The sequence below is a fragment of the Sphingomonas gellani genome, assembly GCF_900110035.1.
In the GTDB taxonomy this organism is placed as follows: domain Bacteria; phylum Pseudomonadota; class Alphaproteobacteria; order Sphingomonadales; family Sphingomonadaceae; genus Sphingomonas; species Sphingomonas gellani.
The window spans coordinates 778,415-802,408 of record NZ_FOCF01000001.1; the positions used below are offsets into that span (position 1 = coordinate 778,415).

Annotated in this window: 24 protein-coding genes; 10 read left to right on the forward strand and 14 right to left on the reverse strand. The window is 68.3% G+C overall.

Going from position 1 to position 23,994, the window contains the following annotated elements:
- Window positions 1–2: 2 nt before the first annotated feature.
- Window positions 3–1,460 carry an IMP dehydrogenase gene (guaB, locus tag BMX37_RS04005; RefSeq protein ID WP_093664113.1) on the reverse strand — a complete coding sequence of 486 codons (1,458 nt, stop codon included), beginning with the start codon at window positions 1,458–1,460 and terminating at the stop codon, window positions 3–5.
- 172 nt (window positions 1,461–1,632) lie between these two features.
- Between guaB and BMX37_RS04010 the strand changes: the two genes are divergently transcribed.
- From BMX37_RS04010 to BMX37_RS04040, 7 genes are read left to right on the forward strand one after another with little or no spacing between them, the layout of a single operon-like run.
- The gene (locus tag BMX37_RS04010) at window positions 1,633–2,334 is read left to right on the forward strand and encodes a response regulator transcription factor (RefSeq protein ID WP_093664114.1); all 702 of its coding nucleotides are present in this window, start codon (window positions 1,633–1,635) and stop codon (window positions 2,332–2,334) included.
- Window positions 2,303–3,889 (forward strand): sensor histidine kinase, encoded by a 1,587-nt coding sequence (locus BMX37_RS04015; RefSeq protein WP_093664115.1) that lies wholly within the window; start codon window positions 2,303–2,305, stop codon window positions 3,887–3,889. The genes BMX37_RS04010 and BMX37_RS04015 overlap by 32 nt, the downstream gene beginning before the upstream one ends.
- A gap of 2 nt (window positions 3,890–3,891) precedes the next feature.
- The gene (locus tag BMX37_RS04020) at window positions 3,892–4,326 is read left to right on the forward strand and encodes an HPr kinase/phosphorylase (RefSeq protein ID WP_212611390.1); all 435 of its coding nucleotides are present in this window, start codon (window positions 3,892–3,894) and stop codon (window positions 4,324–4,326) included.
- Window positions 4,326–5,231: an RNase adapter RapZ gene (gene rapZ, locus BMX37_RS04025; protein ID WP_093664117.1), complete on the forward strand. Its 906-nt coding sequence runs from the start codon at window positions 4,326–4,328 to the stop codon at window positions 5,229–5,231. Before BMX37_RS04020 ends, rapZ begins: the two co-directional genes overlap by 1 nt.
- Before the next feature lie 16 nt (window positions 5,232–5,247).
- On the forward strand, window positions 5,248–5,655 hold the full coding sequence (locus BMX37_RS04030) for a PTS sugar transporter subunit IIA (protein ID WP_093664118.1): 408 nt from the start codon (window positions 5,248–5,250) through the stop codon (window positions 5,653–5,655).
- On the forward strand, window positions 5,652–5,924 hold the full coding sequence (locus BMX37_RS04035) for an HPr family phosphocarrier protein (protein WP_093664119.1): 273 nt from the start codon (window positions 5,652–5,654) through the stop codon (window positions 5,922–5,924). The genes BMX37_RS04030 and BMX37_RS04035 overlap by 4 nt, the downstream gene beginning before the upstream one ends.
- Before the next feature lie 28 nt (window positions 5,925–5,952).
- Entirely contained in the window at window positions 5,953–6,756 is an 804-nt protein-coding gene (locus tag BMX37_RS04040; RefSeq protein ID WP_093664120.1) for a TrmH family RNA methyltransferase, read from the forward strand.
- Between the two features lie 129 nt (window positions 6,757–6,885).
- On the opposite strand, the gene BMX37_RS04045 is transcribed toward BMX37_RS04040, so the two are convergent.
- The 3 genes from BMX37_RS04045 to def all read right to left on the reverse strand — a co-directional run bounded on the left by BMX37_RS04045 (window position 6,886) and on the right by def (window position 9,279).
- Window positions 6,886–7,104, reverse strand: coding sequence for a hypothetical protein (locus tag BMX37_RS04045; RefSeq protein ID WP_093664121.1), 219 nt, complete (start codon window positions 7,102–7,104; stop codon window positions 6,886–6,888).
- Window positions 7,101–8,603, reverse strand: coding sequence for a DNA recombination protein RmuC (locus BMX37_RS04050; protein WP_093664122.1), 1,503 nt, complete (start codon window positions 8,601–8,603; stop codon window positions 7,101–7,103). Before BMX37_RS04050 ends, BMX37_RS04045 begins: the two co-directional genes overlap by 4 nt.
- Window positions 8,604–8,754: 151 nt before the next feature.
- On the reverse strand, window positions 8,755–9,279 hold the full coding sequence (gene def / locus BMX37_RS04055) for a peptide deformylase (protein ID WP_093664123.1): 525 nt from the start codon (window positions 9,277–9,279) through the stop codon (window positions 8,755–8,757).
- Window positions 9,280–9,376: 97 nt separating this feature from the next.
- Between def and BMX37_RS04060 the strand changes: the two genes are divergently transcribed.
- The gene (locus BMX37_RS04060; protein WP_093664124.1) at window positions 9,377–10,171 is read left to right on the forward strand and encodes a hypothetical protein; all 795 of its coding nucleotides are present in this window, start codon (window positions 9,377–9,379) and stop codon (window positions 10,169–10,171) included.
- 36 nt (window positions 10,172–10,207) lie between these two features.
- Here BMX37_RS04060 and recR read toward each other — a convergent pair whose 3' ends face one another.
- A complete protein-coding gene (gene recR / locus BMX37_RS04065) occupies window positions 10,208–10,804 on the reverse strand; it encodes a recombination mediator RecR (protein WP_093664125.1) in 597 nt (198 codons plus the stop codon).
- A gap of 53 nt (window positions 10,805–10,857) precedes the next feature.
- On the opposite strand from recR, the gene fmt reads away from it, so the two are divergent.
- Both fmt and truA read left to right on the forward strand, forming a co-directional pair.
- On the forward strand, window positions 10,858–11,766 hold the full coding sequence (gene fmt / locus BMX37_RS04070) for a methionyl-tRNA formyltransferase (RefSeq protein ID WP_093664126.1): 909 nt from the start codon (window positions 10,858–10,860) through the stop codon (window positions 11,764–11,766).
- Window positions 11,763–12,500: a tRNA pseudouridine(38-40) synthase TruA gene (gene truA / locus BMX37_RS04075; RefSeq protein ID WP_093664127.1), complete on the forward strand. Its 738-nt coding sequence runs from the start codon at window positions 11,763–11,765 to the stop codon at window positions 12,498–12,500. Before fmt ends, truA begins: the two co-directional genes overlap by 4 nt.
- On the opposite strand, the gene BMX37_RS04080 is transcribed toward truA, so the two are convergent.
- From BMX37_RS04080 to dapA, 9 genes are all read right to left on the reverse strand, one after another.
- A complete protein-coding gene (locus BMX37_RS04080) occupies window positions 12,494–13,681 on the reverse strand; it encodes a class I SAM-dependent RNA methyltransferase (RefSeq protein WP_093664128.1) in 1,188 nt (395 codons plus the stop codon). The two genes, truA and BMX37_RS04080, sit on opposite strands and share 7 nt — an antisense overlap.
- Window positions 13,678–15,057, reverse strand: coding sequence for an NAD(P)H-hydrate dehydratase (locus BMX37_RS04085; RefSeq protein WP_093664129.1), 1,380 nt, complete (start codon window positions 15,055–15,057; stop codon window positions 13,678–13,680). The genes BMX37_RS04080 and BMX37_RS04085 overlap by 4 nt, the downstream gene beginning before the upstream one ends.
- Window positions 15,058–15,087: 30 nt before the next feature.
- Entirely contained in the window at window positions 15,088–16,812 is a 1,725-nt protein-coding gene (gene ilvD, locus BMX37_RS04090) for a dihydroxy-acid dehydratase (RefSeq protein ID WP_093664130.1), read from the reverse strand.
- A 51-nt stretch (window positions 16,813–16,863) separates the two neighbouring features.
- Window positions 16,864–17,214, reverse strand: a complete 351-nt coding sequence (locus BMX37_RS04095; protein ID WP_093664131.1) for a response regulator — start codon at window positions 17,212–17,214, stop codon at window positions 16,864–16,866.
- Window positions 17,215–17,289: 75 nt separating this feature from the next.
- Window positions 17,290–19,671 (reverse strand): hybrid sensor histidine kinase/response regulator, encoded by a 2,382-nt coding sequence (locus BMX37_RS04100; protein ID WP_093664132.1) that lies wholly within the window; start codon window positions 19,669–19,671, stop codon window positions 17,290–17,292.
- 106 nt (window positions 19,672–19,777) lie between these two features.
- Window positions 19,778–21,835, reverse strand: a complete 2,058-nt coding sequence (locus BMX37_RS04105; protein WP_093664133.1) for a M13 family metallopeptidase — start codon at window positions 21,833–21,835, stop codon at window positions 19,778–19,780.
- 177 nt (window positions 21,836–22,012) lie between these two features.
- Window positions 22,013–22,585 (reverse strand): DUF2062 domain-containing protein, encoded by a 573-nt coding sequence (locus BMX37_RS04110; protein ID WP_342027840.1) that lies wholly within the window; start codon window positions 22,583–22,585, stop codon window positions 22,013–22,015.
- Window positions 22,578–23,057 carry an SsrA-binding protein SmpB gene (gene smpB / locus BMX37_RS04115; protein WP_093664135.1) on the reverse strand — a complete coding sequence of 160 codons (480 nt, stop codon included), beginning with the start codon at window positions 23,055–23,057 and terminating at the stop codon, window positions 22,578–22,580. The genes BMX37_RS04110 and smpB overlap by 8 nt, the downstream gene beginning before the upstream one ends.
- A gap of 29 nt (window positions 23,058–23,086) precedes the next feature.
- A complete protein-coding gene (gene dapA, locus BMX37_RS04120) occupies window positions 23,087–23,971 on the reverse strand; it encodes a 4-hydroxy-tetrahydrodipicolinate synthase (RefSeq protein WP_093664136.1) in 885 nt (294 codons plus the stop codon).
- Window positions 23,972–23,994 lie beyond the last annotated feature (23 nt).

The following is a 23,994-nucleotide window of genomic DNA, read 5'->3' on the forward strand; positions in this document are numbered from 1 at the left end:
GCTCAGCGGGTCGGGTAATTGGGCGCCTCGCGCGTGATCGTGACGTCATGCACATGGCTTTCCTTCAAGCCGGCGCCGGTGATCTGCACGAAACGCGCGCGCTGGCGCAGGTCCTCGACCGTGGCGGACCCGGTATAGCCCATCGCCGCCTTGATCCCGCCGACGAGCTGGTGGATCACCTCCCTCGCCGGCCCCTTGAACGCGACCTGACCCTCGATGCCCTCCGGCACCAGCTTCATCTGGTCCTTAATGTCGCCCTGGAAGTAGCGATCGGCGGAGCCACGTCCCATCGCACCGACCGATCCCATGCCGCGATAGGATTTGTACGCGCGACCCTGGTACAGGAACGTCTCACCCGGCGCTTCCTCGGTCCCCGCGAGCAACGATCCGACCATGCACGTCGACGCGCCCGCTGCCAGCGCCTTGGCGAGGTCGCCGGAGGTGCGCAGGCCGCCATCGGCGATCACGGGGACGCCGTGCCGGTGGCCCTCCTCCGCGCAGTCCATCACCGCCGTCAGCTGGGGCACGCCGACACCCGCCACGACACGCGTGGTGCAGATCGAGCCGGGCCCGATCCCGACCTTGACCCCGTCCGCACCGGCATCGGTCAGCGCACGCGTCGCCTCCGCCGTCGCGACGTTGCCGGCGACGACCTGAACGGTGTTAGACAGGCGCTTCACCCGCTCGACCGCCTTGGCGACATCGCTGTTGTGGCCATGTGCGGTGTCGATGACGATCAGGTCGCATTCGGCGTCGACCAGGGCCTCGGTCCGGGCAAATCCCTTGTCGCCGACAGTCGTCGCCGCCGCGACGCGAAGACGACCGGCCGCATCCTTGGTCGCGTCGGGATAGGTGACCGCCTTTTCGATGTCCTTGACCGTGATCAGGCCGACGCAGCGATACGCGTCGTCGACCACCAGCAACTTTTCGATTCGCCGCTGGTGAAGCAGCCGCCGCGCCTCTTCCTGACCGACACCCGTCGACACGGTGGCGAGATTGTCGTGGGTCATCAGCTCGGACACCGGCTGGCCCGGGTTCTCCGCGAACCGCACGTCGCGGTGCGTCAGGATGCCGACGAGCCGGCCATCCGCCTCCACCACCGGAATGCCGCTGATGCGATGCCGGGCCATCAGCGCCTGGGCATCGGCCAGCGAAGCATGCGGCGCGATGGTGATCGGGTTCACGACCATGCCGCTCTCGAACCGCTTGACCGCGCGAACCGCGTCCGCCTGTTCCTCCACGGTCAGGTTCCGGTGCAACACACCGATGCCGCCCAGCTGCGCCATCACGATCGCCATGTCGGCTTCCGTCACCGTGTCCATGGCGGCCGAAAGCACCGGGATGTTGAGCGATATGCCCCGCGTCACGCGCGTGCGCGTGTCGGCTGTGCTGGGCAGCACGTCGCTCGCGCCCGGAACGAGGAGCACGTCGTCGAAGGTCAGGCCGAGGCGGATGTCCATGGGGGTGCCGAATCCTGCAAGGGAGCAATGGTGTGGAGCAAGTGGCGGGCCATGTAACCAACACCCTGCCTGAGCGCTAGGGGTGCGCCGGTGTTGCGTTGTGACCTGCGGACGGTTGAGCCGGGCGCGCCCTTGCCTTACCCCGCCGGTCAGCAGCATAGGAACATGCGGTATGCCCGCCACCATCGCGCTGGTCGACGACGACCGCAACATCCTGACCTCCGTGTCGATCGCCCTGCAGACGGAGGGGTTCACAACGCGCGTCTATTCCGACGCGGAAACCGCGTTGAAGGCGATTGTCGACAATCCCCCCGACCTCGGCATCTTCGACATCAAGATGCCGCACATGGACGGGCTGGAACTGCTCCGCCGCCTGCGCGAGAAGAGCCAGATGCCCGTCATCTTCCTGACCAGCAAGGATGACGAGTTGGACGAGGCGCTGGGCCTCGCCATGGGCGCCGACGACTATATCGCCAAACCGTTCAGCCAGCGGCTGCTCATCGCCCGCGTCCGCGCCATCCTCCGGCGGGCGGAGCCGACCCCTGCGACCGAGCCGGGCGGCCAGCCGGCGGGAACGCTGGTGCGTGGGGCGCTGATCATGGATCCTGCCCGGCACCGCACGACCTGGAAGGACGAGCCCGTGACGCTGACCGTGACGGAGTTCCTGATCCTGGAGGCGCTGGCCCAGCGGCCCGGCATCGTGAAGACGCGTAACCAGCTGATGGACGCGGCCTATTCAGAGGACATCTATGTCGACGATCGCACCGTCGACAGTCACATCAAGCGACTGCGGCGCAAATTCCGGGGCATCGATCCGGAATTCGACGCCATCGAGACATTGTATGGCGCCGGCTACCGATTCTCTGAGGAATGAGCTGAAGGATGTCGGCCGCGATCTGGCGGTGCGGTGGTCCGGACAGGTTTCGCTGACCCAGCGCATCCTGGCGATCAACATCATCGCGCTTCTGCTGCTCGCCGGCGGGTTCTTCTACCTCGATTCCTACCGGACGCGCATCCTCGACAGCCGCGCCGATCAGGCGATGCGGGAGGCGCGATTGTTGGCCGAGGCGCTAGACGCGACAAACGGCGACGGCCGCGACGCCCTGATCCAGCGGCTGGCGCGGGACAGCGGCACGCGCGTGCGCCTGTACGATCGACAGGCGCGGCTGCTGGCCGACAGCCGCCAGCTCGGCATCCGCAACATGGTGCTGATCGATCCGGACAAGGACGACAATGGCCAGCGCATCGCACGGTTGCTCGACGCGGGCATCGACACGGTGGTCGGCGCGGTGCGGGCGCCGCTGTATCGCGAACGCCGCGATGGCGCCGCGTGGCCGGATGTCGCGGCCTCGCTGAAAGGCGCCACCTCTGCGACCGTCTGGCGCGCACCCGACCGTACACCCGTCGTCACCGCCGCGGCTCCGCTGACAACCGGCGGAGCGTTGATGACCACGGTCAATGCCCGCGACGTGACGCAGACGGTGAGGGTGGAGCGGTTCCGTCTGAGCGTCGTGCTGCTGGTCACCACGCTGGTGTCGGTCCTCCTCTCGCTCTTCCTGGCGCGCACCATCGTCCGCCCGATCCGGCGCCTCGCCCGTGCCGCGGTCAGGGTCCGCCTGGGCCGCGCGCGCGAGGTGGTGGTTCCCCGCCTGCCCGACCGGCGCGACGAGATCGGCATGCTGGCGCGCGCTTTGTCCGACATGAGCCTGGCGCTCAGAGCACGCATCGATGCGACGGAGGCATTCGCGGCCGACGTCACCCATGAGCTGAAGAACCCCCTCGCCTCCCTTCGCTCCGCGGTGGATGGCTTGGGCAGGGTGCAGGACCCGGAGTTGCGCGCACGCTTGCTCACCATCGTCCATGACGATGTCCGACGACTCGATCGTCTGATCACCGACATTTCGGAAGCATCTCGCCTCGACGCGCAGCTCAGCCGGGCCAAGTTCGAGCCGATCGACCTGTCGGCGCTGCTCGATGGCCTCGTGACCCAGCGCGTCACCCGTGGACTGGAACGCGACACCCGCCTGCGCTTCGACGCGCCTGGACAGACGCCTCTGGTCGTCAACGGCGAAGGCACAAGGCTGGAGCGGGTGTTTGAGAACCTGATCGACAACGCGCAATCCTTCTCCCCCGATGGCGGCCTGGTCGCGATCACCGCCGTCGCCCGGGCGGACGATGTGGAGGTACGGGTAGAGGACGAGGGTCCGGGCGTTCCGGAGGATGCGCGGGAGGCGGTGTTCGGACGCTTCCATTCCGTCCGCCCGGCGACCGAGACGTTCGGTCAGCATTCCGGCCTAGGCCTCGCCATTGCGCGGGCGATCGTGGAGGGGCATGGCGGCACCATCATGGTCGAATCCCGCGAAGATCGTATCAGCGGCGCACGCTTCGTGGTTCGCCTGCCGCGCGCCGGACCACGTGGCGGCCGGTGACTGTGACGCAGCTGACCCTTCACGCCACCAGCGTCACGATCGGTGGGGTTGCGGTACTGTTTGAGGGGCCGTCCGGTATCGGCAAATCCGACTTGGCGCTGAGGCTGATCGACAGGGGCGCGACGCTCGTCAGCGACGATTACACACGACTGCACCGCGATGGAGACCGGCTGATCGCCAGTGTCCCGCCCAACGTCGCCGGACGGATCGAGGTGCGCGGGCTCGGGATCGTCGAGATGCCGCATGTCCCGGCCGCCCCGGTCGCCCTGCTGGTCACGCTTTGCGACACCGTGGAGCGCATGCCCGAACCCGCCAGTCGAGCGCTTTTCGACCTTGCCTGTCCGACGATGATGCTGGATGCGAGGCCCGCCTCCGCTGCGCTGAAGGTCGAGCTGGCGATGAGGACCCTTTCGATCGAACTGGGACGCGCCGGCTGATGCAACCGCCCGATATCCTGCTGGTGACCGGCCTTTCCGGCGCCGGGCGTGTGACCGTGCTGAAAACGTTGGAGGATCAGGGCTGGGAAGTGGTCGACAACCTGCCGCTCGGCCTGATCGACCAGTTGCTGCGCGCCACGCCGCCGGACGCGGGCAGTGGCACGGCGAGCAAGCGGATCGCGATCGGTCTCGGGTCCCGGACCCGCGATTTCGACACCACCTCCATCATCGCGCACGTGCGGGAATTGGAGCGGTCCACCGGCCTCGACATCGGCACCCTGTTCCTCGACTGCGCCACGGAGGAAATCGAACGCCGCTATAGCGAGACGCGCCGCCGCCATCCCCTCGCCCCCGACCGGCCCGTTGCGGACGGCATCGCGCGGGAACGGGAGATGCTGCAACCGCTGCGAGACTGGGCCGACCGGCTGATCGACACCACGGACCTGAAAGCGAATCAGCTGGCCCAGCTGGTCCGCGACGGCTTCGGTGGAGGCCGCGCCTCCACCCTGTCGGTAATGAGCTTCGGCTTCTCGCGCGGATTGCCGCGCAACGCCGACCTGGTGTTCGACATGCGCTTCCTGCGCAATCCGCATTGGGTTGCGGAGCTGCGGCCCCGTACCGGGCTCGACCCCAGCGTTGCCGCCTATATCATCGAGGATCCGGCCTACGAACCGGCGATCTCGCGGATCGAGGATCTGCTCGCGCTGCTGCTTCCCCGCTACCAGGCGGAGGGCAAGGCGTATGTTACCGTCGCGATCGGTTGTACCGGAGGGAAACACCGGTCCGTCCATGTGGCCGATCGCATCGCGGCATGGTTGCGTCGCAAGGGTTTTTCGCCCACGATGACCCATCGCGATCTGGTGGCCCAGGCCCCATCGCTGGAAGGGACGCCTGCGGGCAGATGACTGGATTGCTTGCCTGATGATCGGCCTTGTTCTGGTGACTCACGGTCATCTCGCCGACGAGTTCGTGACCGCGATGGTGCATGTGGTGGGCCCTCAGGAAGGTGTCGCCACGATCGCCATTGGGCCAGAGGACGACATGGAGGAGCGCCGCGCCGACATCGCGGCGGCGATCGCGCGCGTCGATGCGGGGCGCGGCGTGATCGTCCTCACCGACCTGTTCGGGGGTACGCCCTCCAATCTTGCCATTTCCCTGATGGAGCGCGGCCGGGTGGAGGTGATCGCGGGCATGAACCTTCCCATGCTGATTCGCCTGGGCTCAGCGCGCAAGTCGATGAAGGTCGTCGAGGCGGTGGCCGCCGCACGGGAGGCTGGCCGCAAGTACATCTCGGTCGCGTCCGAAGTATTGGGTGAGGCCGCGGCATGAGCGAGATCCAGCGCACCGTGCTGGTCACCAACCGGCGTGGCCTCCACGCCCGTGCGTCCGCGAAATTCGTGACGTTGGCCTCCACCCAGCCGGTCGAGGTGCGCGTGGAAAAGGACGGCAGCTCGGTCACCGGCACCTCCATCATGGGCCTGATGATGCTGGGTGCCGCGATGGGTGACAGCATTACGATCAGTGCGACCGGAACCGGCGCGGAAGGCGCGGTGGGCGCCTTGGTCGATTTGGTGGAAGCGAAATTCGGCGAGGACTGATCGGTCCGATTTGCGCCTGAGCCTAATCATGCCCCGCGAGATCACAGCCTTTTCCAACCCGCTCATCAAGCAGGTGCGCGACCTGCGCGACAAGCGCCATCGCCGCGCGGCGGGTCAGTTCCTGGCCGAGGGGCTGCGCATCCTGACCGAGGCACGCGACACCGGCCGCTTGCCACGCCTGTTGTTCTTCGCCGCGGCCAGTGCCGGACATCCGTTAGTCCGAGAACTGGTCGTCACAGTCGAGGATAGCGGCGGTGAGGCGATCCAGACCACGCCCGACATCCTGTCCAAGCTGTCGGGCAAGGACAATCCGCAGGCCGTAGTCGGGGTGTTCGACGAGTTCGGCGGCATTTTGGCCGATTTGGATCGTGGCGCATCCGGCATATGGCTGGTGGCGGAGCGGCTGCGCGATCCGGGCAATCTGGGCACGATCCTGCGTACGGGCGACGCGGTCGGGGCCGGCGGGTTGATCCTGATCGGCGAATGCGTCGATCCGTTTTCGGTGGAGGCCGTCCGCGCGAGCATGGGCGCGTTGTTCACAGTGCCCGTGGTGCGGAGCGAATGGGCGCCTTTCCTGGACTGGCTGCGCGCAGGGCCGGGGCAGCTTGTCGGGCTGAGCCTGGATACGGCTCATGACTATCGATCCGCGCGGTACGCCGCGCCCACGTTCCTGCTGACTGGCAACGAGGCGCAGGGCATGCCCGATGAATACGCCGCGGCTTGCGACTTGCTGGTCAAAATTCCCATGCTCGGAAAGGCGGACAGCCTGAACGCGGCGGTGGCGACGGCCGTCATGGCCTATGAGGTACTGGGGCAGCAGCGCCAGGGGTGATGACCAGCGGCAGTCATGGCGAAGACTGTCATGGCCGATGGGTTGCTGAGCTAACGCCCGAAGTTGAAGGGCTGCTCCCAACCCTGATGATGCCGAACGGCGCCTTGGGGAGCTTGGCGTAGGAGCAGGTCAGCCGCCGACCATCGCATCGATATCGGCCGACCCGATCACCCGCCCCGCGACCATGCCGCGCACCCGGGCGTGGCCGTCCTCCACGATCACGTCACCGCCCACCATCGCGTCCAGAACGACGTTCGCGCCGCCACGTATGATGACGTCGCCGCCGATCATGCCGCCGACCTGTCCGTCACGATCCACGATCAGATCCCCTGCGTGCATGCGCTTCATCCATCGCTCTCCTCGCTTCGCGCTACGTCCCCACCCGCAATCGCCGGCATCGGAATACCCGCGACATCCCGCGCCTCGACGGTCAGCTTCGTCAGCGGACGCGGTGCCTGTTCGCCGACCGGCAGGGCGTCCAGCGACTTGCCGCCGGTGTCGATGTTCAGTCCCTCGAAGCGGCGGGCGCTGGTCAGCACCTGGCTTTCCAGGCTGCCGACGAACGCGTTGTAGGCACCCATCGCGGTGTCCAGGTTCTTGCCCAGTTTGGCGACATGTCCGCCCATGACGCACAGGCGCTGGTATAATTCCTTGCCCAGCGTGCCGATCTCGCGCGCCTGGCTGGCGAGCAGTTCCTGCCGCCAGACCGCCGCCACCGTGCGCGCGATTGCGATCAGGTTGGTAGGTGTCGCCAGCAGCACCTTCCGCTCAAAGGCATAATCCCACAGCCCCGCGTCATGCTCCAGCGCCGCCGACAGGAAATGCTCTCCCGGCACGAACATGATGACGTAATCCGGCGCATCGGCGAACTGGTTCCAATACGCCTTGGCGCCCAGCCCGTTGACGTGCGCCCGCATGGAAGCGGCGTGGGCGTTCAGCCCCGCCTGGCGCTCCGCCTCATCGACCGCACCGAACGCATCCTGATAGGCATTCAGCGACACCTTGGCATCGATCACCAGCGACTTGCCGCCGGGCACCCGGATGATCGCGTCGGGACGCAGCCGTTCGCCGCCCTCGCCCGACACGCTCACCTCGGTCTGGAAATCAGCGTGTTCGGACAGGCCACAGCTTTCCAGCACGTTGCGCAACTGCTGCTCGCCCCAGCGCCCGCGGGCCTTGGGCGCGTTGCGTAGCGCGTTGACCAGCTTCGCCGCCTCGCCGGACACCCGCTCCTGCCCGACGCGCATCGCCTCGATCTGGCCCTTCAACTCGCCAAAGGCGGAGCGGCGTTCGTCCTCGACCTTGCGCACGCCATCCTCATAGCGTTGCAGGCGCTCGTTCACGGGCTGCAACAACGCGGACAAACGCTGCCCCTGAAGCTTTTCCGACTCGGTGAACCGGGCCTGCGCACGCTCCAGGAACTGCGCCTGCGCACCCTCCAGCGCCTTGGCCGCGGCCGCACCGAAATGTGCGTTCATCGCCTCGCGCGCGTCGTGCAACTGGCGCAGCGTCGCCTGATGCGCCTCCTCGCGCGCGGCCGATTGCGCCTTCAGCGCGGCCAGGTCGCGCAGTTCGGCCTGAGCCACACCGAGTTGCTCCGACAAACCAACATGCGCCTCGCCGAGCTGAGCTGCCTGTGCGCGAAGGCCGGCGAGTTCCTGCAACGCGTCGTTGCGCTCCCGCTCCACCGCATCGCGCGCCTGGCGGACCAACTCCGCATCGGCGGCACGGGTGCGCGCGACCGCAAGTTCACTGGCCAGGGCACCCTGACGCCTGCCGGCGACCAGCCAGCCGACCAGCAATCCGGCGGCCAGCGCCAGCACCGCCACCAGAAGAAGTTCGACCACGCCCGCTCCCGAAGTTTACGAAGTTCACGGCAACGCGCAAAAATCTTACGCCGCTTCATCACATGGGCGAAACGTCACCCTGCATCCGGAACATAGACCGAACGCACGGCGTAGGACAGCCCCTTCGTGAACGCCCGAGCGTGGTGCGGGGTCAGGCGACCTTGCGCTGCTTGTCCAGCTTCTTGAGCAGCATCGACCGCTTCAGGCGAGAGATATGGTCGATGAACAGCACGCCGTTCAGGTGATCGATCTCATGCTGCATGCAGGTCGCGAGCAGGCCGTCCATGTCCTCCTCATGCGTCGCGCCCTGTTCGTCCAGCCAGCGGACGCGACAGCTGACGGGACGCGCCACCTCCGCATATTGGTCCGGGATCGACAGGCAGCCCTCGTTGTACACGGACACGTCCTCCGATGCGTCGAGCACCTCGGGATTGATGTAGGCGCGCGGATCGCGGATCGGCTTGCCCTCCTCGTCCTGCTGCTCCTGCAGGTCGATGACCACGACCCGGCGCGCCACGCCGACCTGGATCGCGGCCAGGCCGATGCCGTGCGCGGCGTACATCGTCTCCATCATGTCGGAGACGAGGGTGCGGACCTCGTAATCGACCTGTTCCACGGGGCTGGAGATCAGGCGGAGGCGGGGATCGGGGATCTCGACGATGGGAAGAACGGCCATGGCGGCGCGCTAGGTCGCGGGCGCGCGAGCGTCAAGCGAGGCAACGTCACCCACCTGTCATGTTGCCGTCCGCCGTGCGTGGATATAGGCGCGAACCATGCGTTCGGCGTATCTTCTGCCCTCGCCGGGCGACCGATCCCCATCCAGCCGGCGCGCGGTGTCCCTCGGCCTGACCGTGGCCGCGCACCTGTTGCTGGTGTGGCTGCTGCTGCGCATGGCGCCATCGCTCGACACGCCGCCACAGGCGCGCGAACAGACCAGTTTCGAGATCCTGCCCGATCGCGCCGAGGCGCCCGACACGACCCGCCACGCCGAACAGCGACGCAAGGCGCGATCGGCGGAGCGCCCCGCCCAGGCCGCCGCACCACGCAGCCCGGCGCCGCCCCCGCCACCGGTTCCCACGCCCGCGCCCGCCACCCAGCCGACGGAGTGGGCGTATATGCGCGAGAATTTCGATCTGGGAACCGTTCCCAAACGGAGCCGATCGGCCGAGGATGGACCAACCGGAAGCGCCGATACCTCCGCCAGCGCCGGGGACGGCGAGGGCGCCGTGGCGGTGGCCGGCCCGGGTGCCTCCGCGGGCGGACAGCGGCTGTACGATGCCGACTGGTACCGCGAGCCGACAGATGCGCAGCTGTCCTTCTACCTGCGGCGGCGTCCGCCCCCCGGCGGCTGGGCGACCATCGCGTGCCGCACGGTCGAGAATTACCATGTCCAGGATTGTCGCGCGATCGGCGAATCGCCTGTCGGCCTTGGGCTGGCCAACGCGATGACTCAGGCGGCGTGGCAGTTCCTGGTGATACCGCCCCGCGTCGGCACGCGCCGCCTGGTGGGAAGCTGGGTCCGGATCCGCATCGATTTCACCGAGGACGGCGCGTCGGCGCGACGCTAGCGCCCGTCGCTTTCGGTGCGTGGAGGCAGGCCCGGATCAACCGACCGGCCGCCGCGCTCGCAGAGCCTGCGCCAGCGTGCCCTCGTCGAGATAGTCAAGCTCTCCACCGACCGGCAGGCCATGCGCCAATTGAGTGATGCGAACGGGAAAACGCTCGATCCGTTCCGCCAAGTAGTGCGCGGTCGTCTGCCCCTCCAGCGTGGCGTTCATCGCCAGCACCACCTCGTCCACCCCGCCATCCTCCAGCCGGGCAACGAGGCGGTCGATCGACAGGTCCTCCGGACGCACGCCCTCCAGCGCGGACAGGCGACCGCCCAGCACATGGAATCGCCCCGGAAACAACCGCGAGCGGTCGAGCGCCCACAGGTCCGCGACCTCCTCCACCACGCACAACGACCGCGCGTCACGGCGCGGGTCGGCACAGATCGAGCAGGGATCGGCGGTGTCGACGTTGCCGCACGTCCGGCATGTCGCCAGCCGCTCGTCCACCGCCTCCAGCGCGGCGCGGAGCGGGCCCAGCGCCGCCTCCCGTTTCTTCAGCAGGTGCAGCACCGCGCGCCTGGCCGATCGGGGACCCAACCCCGGCAGGCGCGACAGGGCCTGAGTCAACGCCTCGATCTCTGGGGAAGCCATGGGGAACAGATAGGGGGTTGCGCGCTCCTCCGCCAGCGTGGAGAGCCGATGCCATGCGTATCGTCTTCATGGGCACGCCCCAGTTCGCGGTTCCGGTCCTGTCAGCACTGGTCGAGGATGGGCACGAGGTGGTCGCCGGCTATACCCAGCCACCCCGCCCCGGCGGCCGACGCGGGCGCGAACTGGTTTCCTCTCCCGTTCAGCAGCGGGCTGAGATGCTGGGCATTCCGGTACGCTCACCCGTTTCGCTGAAGGACGCGGCCGAGCAGGAGGCGTTCGGGGCGCTGGCCTGCGACGTCGCGGTGGTTGCCGCCTATGGCCTGATCCTGCCGAGACCCGTGCTGGCCGCGCCGCTGCATGGCTGCATCAACGTCCATGCCTCCCTGCTACCCCGCTGGCGGGGTGCGGCGCCGATCCAACGGGCGATCCTGGCCGGCGACGAGGAAACCGGCGTGTGCATCATGCGGATGGAGGCCGGGCTGGATACCGGCCCGGTGCTGCTTGAAGGGCGGGTGCCGGTCGCGGGTCACAATGCGGGAACCCTGACCGATGAGCTGTCGACGCTGGGGGCCGCGTTGATGGTGGAGGCCCTGTCGTCACTCGACACGCTGACGCCGTCCCCTCAGCCTGAAGAGGGCGTGACCTATGCCGCCAAGATCGACAAGGCGGAGGCGCGGGTCGACTGGACGCAACCGGCGGACGCGGTCGAGCGGCTGGTGCGCGCGATGAACCCGGCGCCCGGCGCATGGTTCGCGCTCGGCGACGAGCGGATCAAGCTGCTCGCGGCAGAGGTGGTGGACGGTGCCGAACCAGCCGGCACGGTGCTGGACGACAGGCTGACGGTCGCGTGTGGTGAAGGTGCTGTCCGCGCCACGTTCGTGCAGCGGGCGGGGCGTGGCGCGGGCTCTGCGGAGGAGCTGCTGCGCGGATTCGCCATCCCGGCGGGCACGATGCTGGCGTGACCCGGTTCGCACTGGTGGTGGAATTTGACGGCCGCCCGTTCATGGGGTGGCAGCGTCAGGCGCATGGGCCAAGCGTGCAGCAGGTGCTGGAAGAGGCGGTGCAGGCCGTCACCGGAGAGGAAACCGTGGTCCACGCGGCGGGACGCACCGATGCGGGCGTGCACGCGCTGGCGATGCACGCGCATGTCGACGTGGCGAAGGACATCGCGCCATTTCGGCTTGGCGAGGCGCTGAACGCGCGCTGTCGCCCCCACCCGATCGCGGTGCTGGATTGCCGTGCGGTGGCGGACGACTGGCACGCCCGGTTTTCCTGTCTCGGCCGGTCCTACGAATATCGCATCGTCAATCGCCGTGCGCCGCTGACCGTCGACAAGGGGCTGGCGTGGCAGGTCGCGCAGCCGCTCGACACGGACGCGATGCACCGGGCGGCGCAGCATCTGGTCGGCCGCCACGACTTCACCACCTTCCGGTCCGCGCATTGTCAGGCCGCCAGCCCGGTGAAGACGCTGGACCGGCTGGATGTGGGGCGCGAGGGTGACCGGGTCTTCGTCCGCGCAGCCGGCCGATCGTTCCTGCATCATCAGGTCCGCTCGATGGTCGGCAGCCTGGCGCAGGTCGGGCTGGGCCGGTGGACGCCCGACGACCTAGCCGATGCGCTTGCGGCGCGGGACAGGCAGCGGCTGGGGCTGAACGCCCCGCCCGACGGCCTGTTCTTCGTCGGTGCCGTCTACTGATCGGGACGGGTGAACCGCGCCGCCAGCTCCACATGCGTTGACCAGCGGAACTGGCCGACCGGCCTTACCCAGTCCAGCGACCAGCCGCCCGCCACCAGCAGTGCCGCGTCGCGCGCGAAGCTGGACGGGTTGCAGGACACATAGGCGATGACGGGCGCGCGGCTGTTCGCCAGCGCCTCCGCCTGGTCGCGCGCACCGGCCCGCGGCGGATCGAGCACGATTGCGCCGAAGCGGTCCAGTTCGGTCACGGTCAGCGGACGGCGGTACAGGTCCCGGTGCTCGGTGAAGATCGGCCGCTGGCCCGTATTCGCTGCCGCCTTCAACGAGATCACCGCGTCGCGCGCGCCCTCCGCCGCGTAAACCTTCCCCGGCAGGGCCAGCGTGAACGTGCCAAGACCCGCGAACAGGTCGGCGGTCGTCGCGGGGGTTCCCACGGCTTCGCGGACGGCGGCGACCAGCGCGCCCTCTCCCTCTGCCGTCGCCTGGAGGAAGCCACCCGGCGGAAACGGTACGGGCGTGCCGCCGAGCGTGATCGTCACCGGCTGCGGCTCCCACCGGGTCTCGGGACCGAAACCGTCATCGAACGACAGCCGCGCGACGCCGTGCCGCTCCGCGAAGGCAGTGACCGCCTCGGCTGCGGCCAGCCCCTCGGGCGCGACGCCGGCGATCAGCACGTCCGCACCGCGATCGGTCATCGTCACCTGCACATCCGCGCGCCGTTTCAGGCCGAGGCGTTGCAGCAGCCCGCGCAGCGGCGCGACCAGCGCGAAGATGTCCGGCAGCAGGACGTGGCACTCGGCCATGTCGACGATCGCGTGGCTCTTCTGCGCGGCAAAGCCCAGCAGCACGCGGCCACCCTTCGCCTCCGCATGCAGCGTGGCACGCCGCCGCGTGCGCTCGGGCGACAGCGCCACCTCGCGGACGGGCGCGCTGAGGTTCTGTGCCGCCAGCGCGGAGGTGATGCGGTCCGTGACGAAGGCGCGATAGGCGTCGTCGTCCAGATGCTGAAGCTGGCACCCACCGCATGTCGGAAAGTGACGGCATGGCGGCACCCGGCGATGCGGACCGGGCACGACCTCGCCCGCATCGGTCAGCGTGTCGCCGGGCGCGGCGAAGGCGACGTGCCGGCCGTCCTGGGACACACCCTCGCCCCGTGCGGCGACGCGCACGATCCTGCTCACAGCATTCCTCGCGCGTGCTTCAGCGCCACGGCAAGCTCGTCGGCTATGAACGCCGCGCCCAGCCGCCGCGCGGCCTCGCCATGCAACCAAACGCCGGCCGCCGCCGCATCCAGCGCCGGCATGCCGCTGGACAGCGCCGCACCGATTGCACCGGTGAGTACGTCCCCGGTTCCGGCCGTCGACAGCCAGTCGTTGGCGTCGCCCGCCAGGATCGCACGACCGTCCGGCGCGGCGATCACCGTATCCGGCCCCTTGAACACGACCACGGCACCCGACCGTGTCGCAGCGTCGCGTGCCCGATCCAGCTTCGACCCGTCGCCCGCGCCGAACAGGGCGTCGAACTCGCCGGCATGCGGCGTCAGGATGGTGGTCCCGCCGCGCGCCGCGATCCGCTCCGGCGTCAGCAGGCGCAGGGCGTCGCCATCGATCACCAACGGCCGGTCGCTGGCCAGCGCCTGATCGAGCGGCTCCCGCATCCCTTCATCCCGCCCCAATCCGGGGCCGATCACCACCGCGCCGATACGCGGGTCGTCCAAGGCGTCGTCGGTCAGGGGCTTGCGGACCAGAGCGTAGGGCGCCTCCGGCATCGACGCGCCGAGCAACACGACATAGCCCGCCCCGGCATGCATCGCCGCAGTGGCCGCCAGATGCGCCGCCCCGGCCATGCGGCCCCGGACCACCGCGACCATGCCACGGTTGAACTTGTGGCTGTCCGGCCCTGGTCGCGTCCAGGTCGGGCGGGCGATCACGCGAGCATCGCTGTCCACCGTCACGCCGATGTCGAGCACGCGGACGGTGCCGCAAAGCCGGGCCGCGGGTTGCAGCAGATGCGCGGGCTTTGCCGCTCCCAGCGCCAGCGTCACGGCCATGGCAGGAACCGGACCCAGTACCTCACCGGTGTCCGCCTGCACCCCGCTGGGCACGTCGACCGCGACCGACAGCCGGGCGCCCTCGACCAACCGCCGCAAAGGCGCCGCGACCGCATCGTCCAGCGCCCGGTTCAACCCGGTGCCGAACAGGGCATCGACCAGAACGGATGCAGGCGCGGCGTCGGCAAGCGTCTCGACCGCGCCATCCCAGCCCGCGCGGGCGGCGATCGCCGCCTCGCCGCGGGGCGGTGAAGACGCGGCGACACGCACGGCGATGCCGGCTGCCTTCAAGGCGGCTGCGGCCACATAGCCGTCGCCGCCATTGTTGCCGGACCCGCAAAGCACCAGGACGTCCCCGCCGCCGCCGATCCGGCGCACCACCTCCGCCACGGCGCGACCCACATGGTCCATCAGAGCCGCAACGCTGCTGCCCCGCTCGATCGCCAGCTGCTCGGCCGCGCGCATCTGCGCGGCCGTGACCACCGGCCGGCCATCCAAGGGGCTCATGCGAACGGACGGGCCTGCCGCACGGAGGGATCAGATATCGGCATAGACATGACGTTCGGCCCTTGCTCCGGGATGCGTGACCGCACCCTGAGCGGCCGGTCCGACATTCTGCGCATAGCGCCAAAGCGTGCCGGAGCCATAGGCGTTCGTTCGGGGCGTCCAGCGCGACCGTCGCTCCGCCAGCACATCCTCCGCGACCAGCAGGTCGATCGTGCCCGCCTCCGCGTCGATGCGGATCGCGTCGCCGTCCTCGACCAGCGCGATCGGGCCGCCCTCTGCCGCCTCGGGACCGACATGCCCGATACAAAATCCGCGCGTGCCGCCGGAAAAGCGCCCGTCAGTGATCAACGCAACCTTTTCGCCCATGCCCAGCCCGTAAAGGGCCGCCGTGGTCGACAGCATCTCGCGCATGCCGGGGCCACCCTTTGGCCCTTCGTAGCGGATGATGATGACCTCACCCTCGCGGATCGCGCGTGCCTCCACGGCGGCGAAGGCGTCCTCCTCGCAATCGAAGCAGCGCGCCGGCCCCTCGAATTGCAGGCGGTGCATCCCTGCGACCTTCACGATCGCACCCTCGGGCGCCAGGCTGCCGACGAGGCCGACGACACCGCCCGTGGGCGTAATCGGCGTCGACACGTCGTAGATCACCTTCTGATCCGGGTTCCAGGTCACCCGGTCGATGTTCTCCGCCAGCGTCCGGCCGGTCACCGTGATGCAGTCCCCGTCCAGCAGGCCACCGGACAGCATCGTCTTCATCAGCATGTAGACGCCGCCCGCCTCATGCATGTCCTTTGCGACATAGCGACCACCCGGCTTCAGGTCAGCGAGGTACGGCGTTTCCTTGAACACGCGCGCGACGTCGTGGAGGTCGAAGTCAATTCCCGCTTCGTTCGCCATTGCCGGCAGGTGAAGCGCCGCGTTGGTCGAACCACCGGTGGCGGCCACGACCCGTGCCGCATTCTCGAACGCCGACCGGGTGCAGATGTCGCGCGGACGCAGCTGCCGCCCGACCAGCTCCATCACCTGCGCCCCCGCCGCCACGGCGATCTGTTCGCGGCTGGTATAGGGGGCTGGCACCATGTTGCTGTTGGGCAGCGACAATCCGATGGCCTCGCCCACGCACGCCATGGTGTTGGCCGTGAACTGTCCACCGCATGCGCCGTGGCCGGGACACGCCACCTTTTCCAGCGCGTGCACCTCCGACAAGGGGCATGCGCCGGCGGCGTACTTGCCGACCACCTCGAACACGTCGACCACAGTCACGTCGCGGTCGTGGAACCGGCCGGGCAGGATGGAGCCGCCATAGACGAAGATCGACGGGATATTCAGGCGCAACATCGCCATCATCATGCCCGGCAGGGATTTGTCGCATCCGGCGAATCCGACCAGAGCGTCATAGCAATGGCCGCGCACCGACAGCTCGACCGAATCGGCGATGACTTCGCGGCTTACCAGGGACGCCTTCATGCCCTGATGGCCCATTGCGATACCGTCGGTCACGGTGATGGTGTTGAAGCGACGAGGCAGGCCGCCGCCCTGAATCACCCCGGTCTGCGCGGCGTCCGCCTGCGCATCCAGCGTCGTGTTGCAAGGCGCGGAATTATTGCCGGCGGAGGCGAGCGCGACGAACGGGCGCGCGATGTCCTCCTCCGCGATCCCCATTGCGTAGTAATAGCTGCGATGCGGCGCGCGTTCCGGGCCGACCGATACATGCCTGCTGGGCAGTCGGGACTTGTCGAAAGTGTTCTGAGTCATGACGACAGTCCATTGCGTCGTAATGGCTGCCGACGCAAGCTTGTTACGCCGTCAAAGTCCTTCAAGCGCCTTTGCGACCCCATCCATCGTGAACGGCTTCTGCAAGCGAGGGCGATCGCGGAACCGCTCATCCAGCCCTTCGTCGCCGCCGCCGGTCGCGAACACGAACGGAATGCCTTTCCCGGCCAGTGCCTCCGCCACCGGAGTGCTCTTTTCGCCGGCGCGCAGGTTGAGATCCAGGATCGCGGCCTCGACCTGCCCCGCATCGATCAGCGCCAGCGCCGCATCGACAGTGTCCGCCGTGCCGGCGACCTGCTTGTCCAGGACGTCGAGAAAATCCTCCAGCATCATCGAGATAAGCGGTTCGTCCTCGACGATGAGGATGCGCGTTGGAGCGGTCATGACGCCCGCCTTAAAGATCGTTTCGCAAGAGTTCCAGCATGTTGTTCCAGCGCCGTGACATGTCCACGCCGCCCTTCAACGCCCGGAAAGCGCGTCGCGCGTCGCTTCGGCCAGTTGCTGAACCGAAAACGGCTTCGGCAGAAAGGAGACGTTGTCCAGATCGATCGACTTGCGCAATTGCTCCTCGGCATAGCCGGACATGAACAGGATCGGCAGGTCGGGATATTGGGCGCGGACCTTTCGCACCATGGTCGGCCCGTCCATCGCCGGCATCACCACGTCCGAGATCAGCAGGTCCGGGCGTCCGCTGGTCGACAGCAGCTCCAGCGCGGCCTCTCCGTTCTCGGCCGTCAGCACGCTGTAGCCCTGACGCGCCAGCGCGCGCTCGGCGACCGTGCGGACCATGTCCTCGTCCTCCACGAGCAGCACGGTGCCCGAACCCCAGGTTTCGGCGGGCTTCAGTGTCTTCGGCGCCTTGGTCCGCGCGGCGGCGGCGGCGGCGTGGACCGGCAGATAGATGGAGAAGGTCGCACCCTCGTTCGGCCGTGAGTCCGCGAAGATGTAGCCGCCGGACTGTTTCACGATGCCGTACACGGTCGACAGGCCCAACCCCGTCCCCTTGCCCACCTCCTTGGTGGTGAAGAAAGGCTCGAAGATCTTGGGCAGCACCTCGGCCGGGATGCCCGTGCCGGTGTCGGTCACGATCAGCGCGGTGTAATCCGCGGGCGGCATGATGTCGGTGCCCATGCGACGTACCTCCGCGGCGCTGACCGACCTGGTCTGGATGGTCAGCGTCCCCCCGCCCCGAGCGCTGCCGCCCAACATCGCGTCGCGCGCGTTCACCGCCAGGTTCACCACCACCTGTTCCAGCTGGCCCGGATCGGCGCGGACCGGGCCCAGGTTACGGCCGTGAGTCACGTCCAGCTTCACCGTTTCGCCCAACAGGCGCTTGAGCAGGTTGGACACCTCCGACACGACATCGGGCAATTGCAGGATTTGCGGGCGCAGCGTCTGTTGGCGGGAAAAGGCGAGCAGCTGCCGGGTCAGGCCCGCCGCGCGGTTGGAGTTTGTGCGGATCTGCTGGATGTCGTCATAATCGCTGTCGCCGGGCGAGTGCCGCATCAGCATCAGGTCGCAGTGACCGATAATCGCGGTCAGGATGTTGTTGAAATCGTGCGCGACGCCGCCGGCCAACTGTCCGACCGCCTGCATCTTCGTCGCCTGCGCCACTTCGCGCTTCAGCCGCGATTCCTCGCTATTGTCCTTCAGGCTGAGCAGCACCGCCGCGTCACCCAGGCCGCGTGCGCCCGCGATGGTCAGCGCGACCGGCTCCTCCGGGTTGGTCTTGAGGCGGATCGCCATGTCGGCGGAATGGCTCGCCCCGCTGGCGAAGCGGCGGATGGCGTCCGCTACCGCTGCCTTGTCCTCGCGCACGACGAGATCGCCCGGATAGAGCGGCGGCGTGCCGCTCGACGCACCGGCCGCGCGGACAAAGGCGTCGTTCATCTGCACAAAGCGGCCGTCGCGATCGACCAGCGCGACGCCGAGCGGCATCAATCCCACCAGATGCCGCAGCAGGGCCCCTGCCCCTGCACCGAGCGCGGGCGCGACCTCCCGCTCTTCGTCCAGCAGGGCGATCAGCACGGGGGCATCGTCCGCATCGACAAAGGGAACCTGGATCAGGCGCAGCGGATTTCCCTCCAGCCCCTCCCGCTCGAACCGCACCAGCCCACGATCGTCGGTGATCAGGAAGCGCGCGAAGTCGCGCCCGTCGAGATGATCGTCGGAGCGGCCCAGCGCGCGCGCCGACAGGACGCGATTGGCCGCGAGCACCCGGCCATCGGGCGCGATCAGCGCCATCATGATGCCCGCCGAGCCCAGGCGATCGCCCATGGTGGTAGCCATGCTGCCGGTCACGGTCTCCACGGCGTCATACTCGGCGAGCGTCGGGAACCGCCACACGAGCATGTCGCCCTCCTCGCCCGCCCGCACGACCTCGGCCGTCAGCCGGTTCGTGCCGATCGCGAGCCGCGCGACCGCGCCCGTCCCATCACGCCACGCGGCGCGACCGGCGGCACCCAGCTCCGCCGTGCCGCTGTCGAGCGGCAGGCTGGGGGGCGTGGGGAAACCGCCGAACAGCGCCTCGTAACGGTCGTTCGCGCAGACCAGCCGCCCGGCCCGGTCGGTGACCGCCACCGCGTCCCGGCTCGCCTCCGCGACCGCACGCGCCAGGCTCCAGTCGATCAATCGTTCTGGATCGGGCGCCGGGCGGGCCAGCATCCGCCAGGCGATCACGCCGCCGCCCAGGATGATCGACGCGGCCAGGAACCCGATCGCCGCGACCAGGCTGCCCGCGATCCACAAGACCAGCAGGGCCGCGGCCAGTCCACACGTTCCCGCGACAAGCGCCGCCGCGCGGTTCGGGGTCAGACCGGTGTCGAGGGGATGGGAAGCCATGGCGGCAGTGTTCGGATCGGCTGCCGCACGTCAAGGCTGGTTAATGGCCTTTCTCCTGCGCCGGACACGGAAATCATCCGGTCCGGCGCAGCAAAGTGCCGCCAGCTTACCAGACGCGGACGCGCTGGTCGGGCGTCAGATACAGCTTCTGCCCCGGCTTCGGCTGGAAAGCGCCGTACCAGGGGTCCATGTTGCGCACGATGTCGGCGCGCTGCTGCGACGGGGAGTGGGGATCGGTGAGCAGCCGCTGACGCAGGTTCGCCTCCCGGTAGTTACGGCGCCAGACCTGCGACCAGCCGAGGTAGAAACGCTGATCGCCGGTCATCCCGTCGATCACCGGCGCCTTCTTGCCGCCAAGCGAGGCGTGATACGCATCGTATGCCGCCGACAGGCCGGCCAGATCGGCGGAGTTCTCACCCAGCGTCAGGCGGCCCTGCACGTGCATGCCGGGCAACGGCTCATAGGCATCGTACTGGGCGACCAGCTTGTCCTCCAGCGCGTTGAAGTTCTTCACGTCGGCATCGGTCCACCACTGCGCCAGGCGCCCCTGCGCATCGTACTTCGCGCCCTGATCGTCGAAATGGTGGCTCATCTCATGCCCGATCACCGCGCCGATGCCGCCATAATTGACCGCCGGGTCGGCCTTGGGATCGAAGAACGGCGGCTGGAGGATGGCGGCAGGGAACACGATCTCGACCATGCCGAAATTGGCATAAGCGTTGACGGTCATCGGGGTCATGCCCCACTCCCAACGCTGCAACGGCTTGCCCAGGTGGGAGATATTCTCCTGATGCTGCCAGTTCGCGGCGCGCACCTTGTTGCCATAGGCATCGCCCGCCGTGATCGTCAGGTCGGAATAGTCGCGCCACCGGGTCGGGTAGCCGATCTTGGGCGTGAAGGCCTGGAGCTTCGCATGCGCCTTCACCTTGGTCGCCGGCGACATCCACGTCAGCTTGTCGATGCGCACGTTCATCGCGGCGATGACGTTGCGCACCAGCTGGTCGGCCGCCGCCTTCGTCTCCGGCGGGAAATAGCGGGCGACATAGACCTTCGACACCTCGTCCGACACGGCGCCGCTGGTGAAGGACACCGCGCGCTTCCACCGATCCTCCTGCTGCGGGGTGCCGGATAGCGTGGTCCCGTAGAAGGCGAAGCGCTCCTGGTCGAACTTCTGGGGCAGGACGTCGGCATAGCCGTCGATCGAACGGAGCAGCATCTGATCCTTCAAGACGCCCAGCGGCGCGGCGGCGATCAGCTTCGCGATCCCGGTCACCGCGCTCGGCTGTGCGACGATCAGGGTGTCGACGGGCGTGCCGATGCCGCGGAAATAGGCGGAGAAGTCGAAGCCGGGGGCGGAGCGGATCAGGTCCGCCACCGCCATCTTGTTATAGGTCTTGTCCGAATCGCGGCTGTCGATGCGCGTCCAGCTGACCTGCGCGATCTGCGTCTCGAAATCGACGATCGCCTTGGCCCGCGCCTCGGCGTTCGGCTCGCCGGCCAGGGTGAAGACCTTGGCGATGTGCGCCTGGTACGCTGCCTTCGTCTCGGCCAGCTTGGGATCGTTCTTCAGGTAATAATCACGGTCGGGCAGCCCCAGCCCCGCTTGGCTGATGCCGACGATGTAGGTTTCGGGCGCCTTGTCATCCTGGCCGACGCCTGCGCCGAACGGAATCGAGATGCCGTTGCGGTCCGCCTCCGCCACCAGCGCGGCATAGCCGGCCTTGTCGGACAGCGCCTTCACCTTGTTCAGCCATGGCTGGATGGGGGCCAGCCCCTTCGCCTCGATCGCGGCAGTGTCGTTGTAGGTGGCGTAGGCGGTGCCGATCTTGGACCCTTTGGCCTTTTCCTCCTCAAGGATGACGCGGGTACGGTCGCGCGACAGGTCGGCCAGCGTGTCGAACGCGCCATAGCTCGACTTGTCGGCCGGGATCGCCGTGTTCTTGGCCCAGGTACCGCCGGCGAAGTCGTAGAAGTCGTCGCCCGGAGCAACCGAGCGATCCATGCCCGCCGTGTCGAAGCCGAAGGTGCCGATCTGCGGCCCCTGCGCGCCGGCCGCCGAGGCGGTAGGCGCCCTCTTCGCGGGGGCGGCGGTCTGGGCGTGCAGCGCCGCCACTCCGCCCAGCGAGGACATGGCCAACAGGGCGCCAACAAACATCTTGTTCATGCAATCGCTCCACGATGAAGACCGCCGGCATCGGGCGGGAACGTTGAAGGAAATGGGCAGACACCCACCGCGACCGGGGCCGGCCGAGTGGTAAGGGGAAAACGGTTCGTCAGTTCGCACGCGAGGACGCGTCAATGCTATACCGACCGGGCTGTTCTACGCCGATCCGCGATGACGTCAAACAGACCGGAAGTGTCCGCGATTGCGCCATTTCCGCGCCACGCGAATGCGCCACGCCAGCGCCGCGATGCCGTACCCCAGCGTCGCCATGGCCGCCGCCAGGATGATCAGCCCGACCACCGTCGCGGGGCCGCCCTGAGCCACCAGCCAGTGGAGCCATCCGGCATGCGCCTGCACATTGGCGGCGACGGGATGGCCCGGAACGCTGCTGTCGAGCCGGAGCACCCAGCGTCCGATCCGATAGGCCGTCCAGAGCAGCGGACCGATGGTCAGCGGATTGTTGACCAACGTGCTGCCCACCGCCGTCGGCACGTTGGCGCGGACAGGTAGCGCAAGCGCGGCGGCGAGCGGCATATGGGCGAAGGGAAACAGCACGCCCATGACCACGCCCAACGCCACGCCGCGCGGCACCGATCGGCGGGTGAAGCGCCACAGGCTGGGCTGAAGCACGCGGTGGGCGATCGGCCGCAACAGGCGGCTGCGCTCCATCGATTCGCGTGTCGGCACGTGCCCGCGCACCCACAGCCCGATCCGACCCATCGAACCGGGCCGGAGGGGTGTGTCAGCCACGGTCACGCAGCAACCTTCCCGCTTCCTTCTTCCACTCGCGTTCCTTGATCGCCTCGCGCTTGTCATGCGCCTTGCGACCCTTGGCGAGGGCGATTTCGACCTTGGCTCGGCCGCGGGTGTTGAAATACACCATCAGCGGGACGAGGGTCATGCCCTCCCGCGCGACCGCGCCGTGCAGCTTGTTGATCTCCCGCTCATGGAGCAGCAGCTTGCGCGGGCGTTTCGGCTCATGGTTGAACCGGTTGCCGTGGCTGAACTCCGGTATGTTGGAGTTGACCAGCCAGACCTCCTCGTGCGTCACCTCGGCATAGGACTCGGCGATCGACCCTTCGCCGAAGCGGAGCGACTTCACCTCCGTGCCGGTCAGCGCGATGCCGGCCTCGAACGTCTGTTCGATGGCGTAGTCGAACCGGGCGCGCCGGTTCTCGGCGACGATCTTCTTCTTGTCGAAGGTGGCAGGTTTTGGACGCATCGCGGGGCTATGTAGGCGGCAGGATGGCGTCAGGCCAGCCCGGCATGCGCAAGCGCGGCGTCCACCGCGGCGCGCGCTGCCTCCCCGGCCGGAGTCATCGGTAGGCGAAGGTCGCCGGGAAAGCCCGGAAGCACCCGCGTCATCGCGTATTTGACCGGCCCCGGCGACGCATCCGTGAACATCGCGTCGTGCAGCGGAAACAGCCGATCGTGCAGCCGCAAGGCGGCGACGCCGTCGCCAGACTGGCACGCCGCCTGGAACTCCGCGCACAAGCGGGGCGCGACGTTCGCGGACACGGAGATGCAGCCGACGCCACCCATGGCGTTGAAGGCCAGCGCGAGATCGTCGTTTCCGGACAGCTGCACGAAGTCCGTGCCGCACGCGGCGCGGTGCTGCGACACGCGGGCAAGCGCGCCGCTGGCGTCCTTGATCCCGACAAAGACTTTCGGGAACGCCTGAACGATGCGGGCCACGGTCGCCGGCTGGATGTCGGTCACGGTGCGCGCAGGCACGTTGTACAGCACGATCGGCAGCGGCGCGTCGGCGGCGAGCGCGGCGAAGTGGCGGAAGATCCCCTCCTGCCCCGGACGGTTGTAATAAGGCGGCACCATCAACGCGGCGTCCGCGCCCGCCGCGCGCGCGGCTTGCAGGTTGGAGGCGGCGACACGCGTGTCGTTCGACCCGGCCCCGGCGATCACCGGTACGCGCCCGCGCGCCTGATCGACGCAGACGCGAACCACATGGAAATGCTCCTCGAACGTCAGCGTCGCGGCCTCTCCCGTCGTGCCGCACGCCACCAGCGCGGCAGAGCCTTCGTCGATCTGCCAGTCGACCAGATCGCGGAACGCCGCCTCGTCAAAGGTGCCGTCGCTGGCGAAGGGCGTCACGAGCGCCGGTATCGATCCGTGGAACATCGCGGAAATTTCCTGCTGCCGTC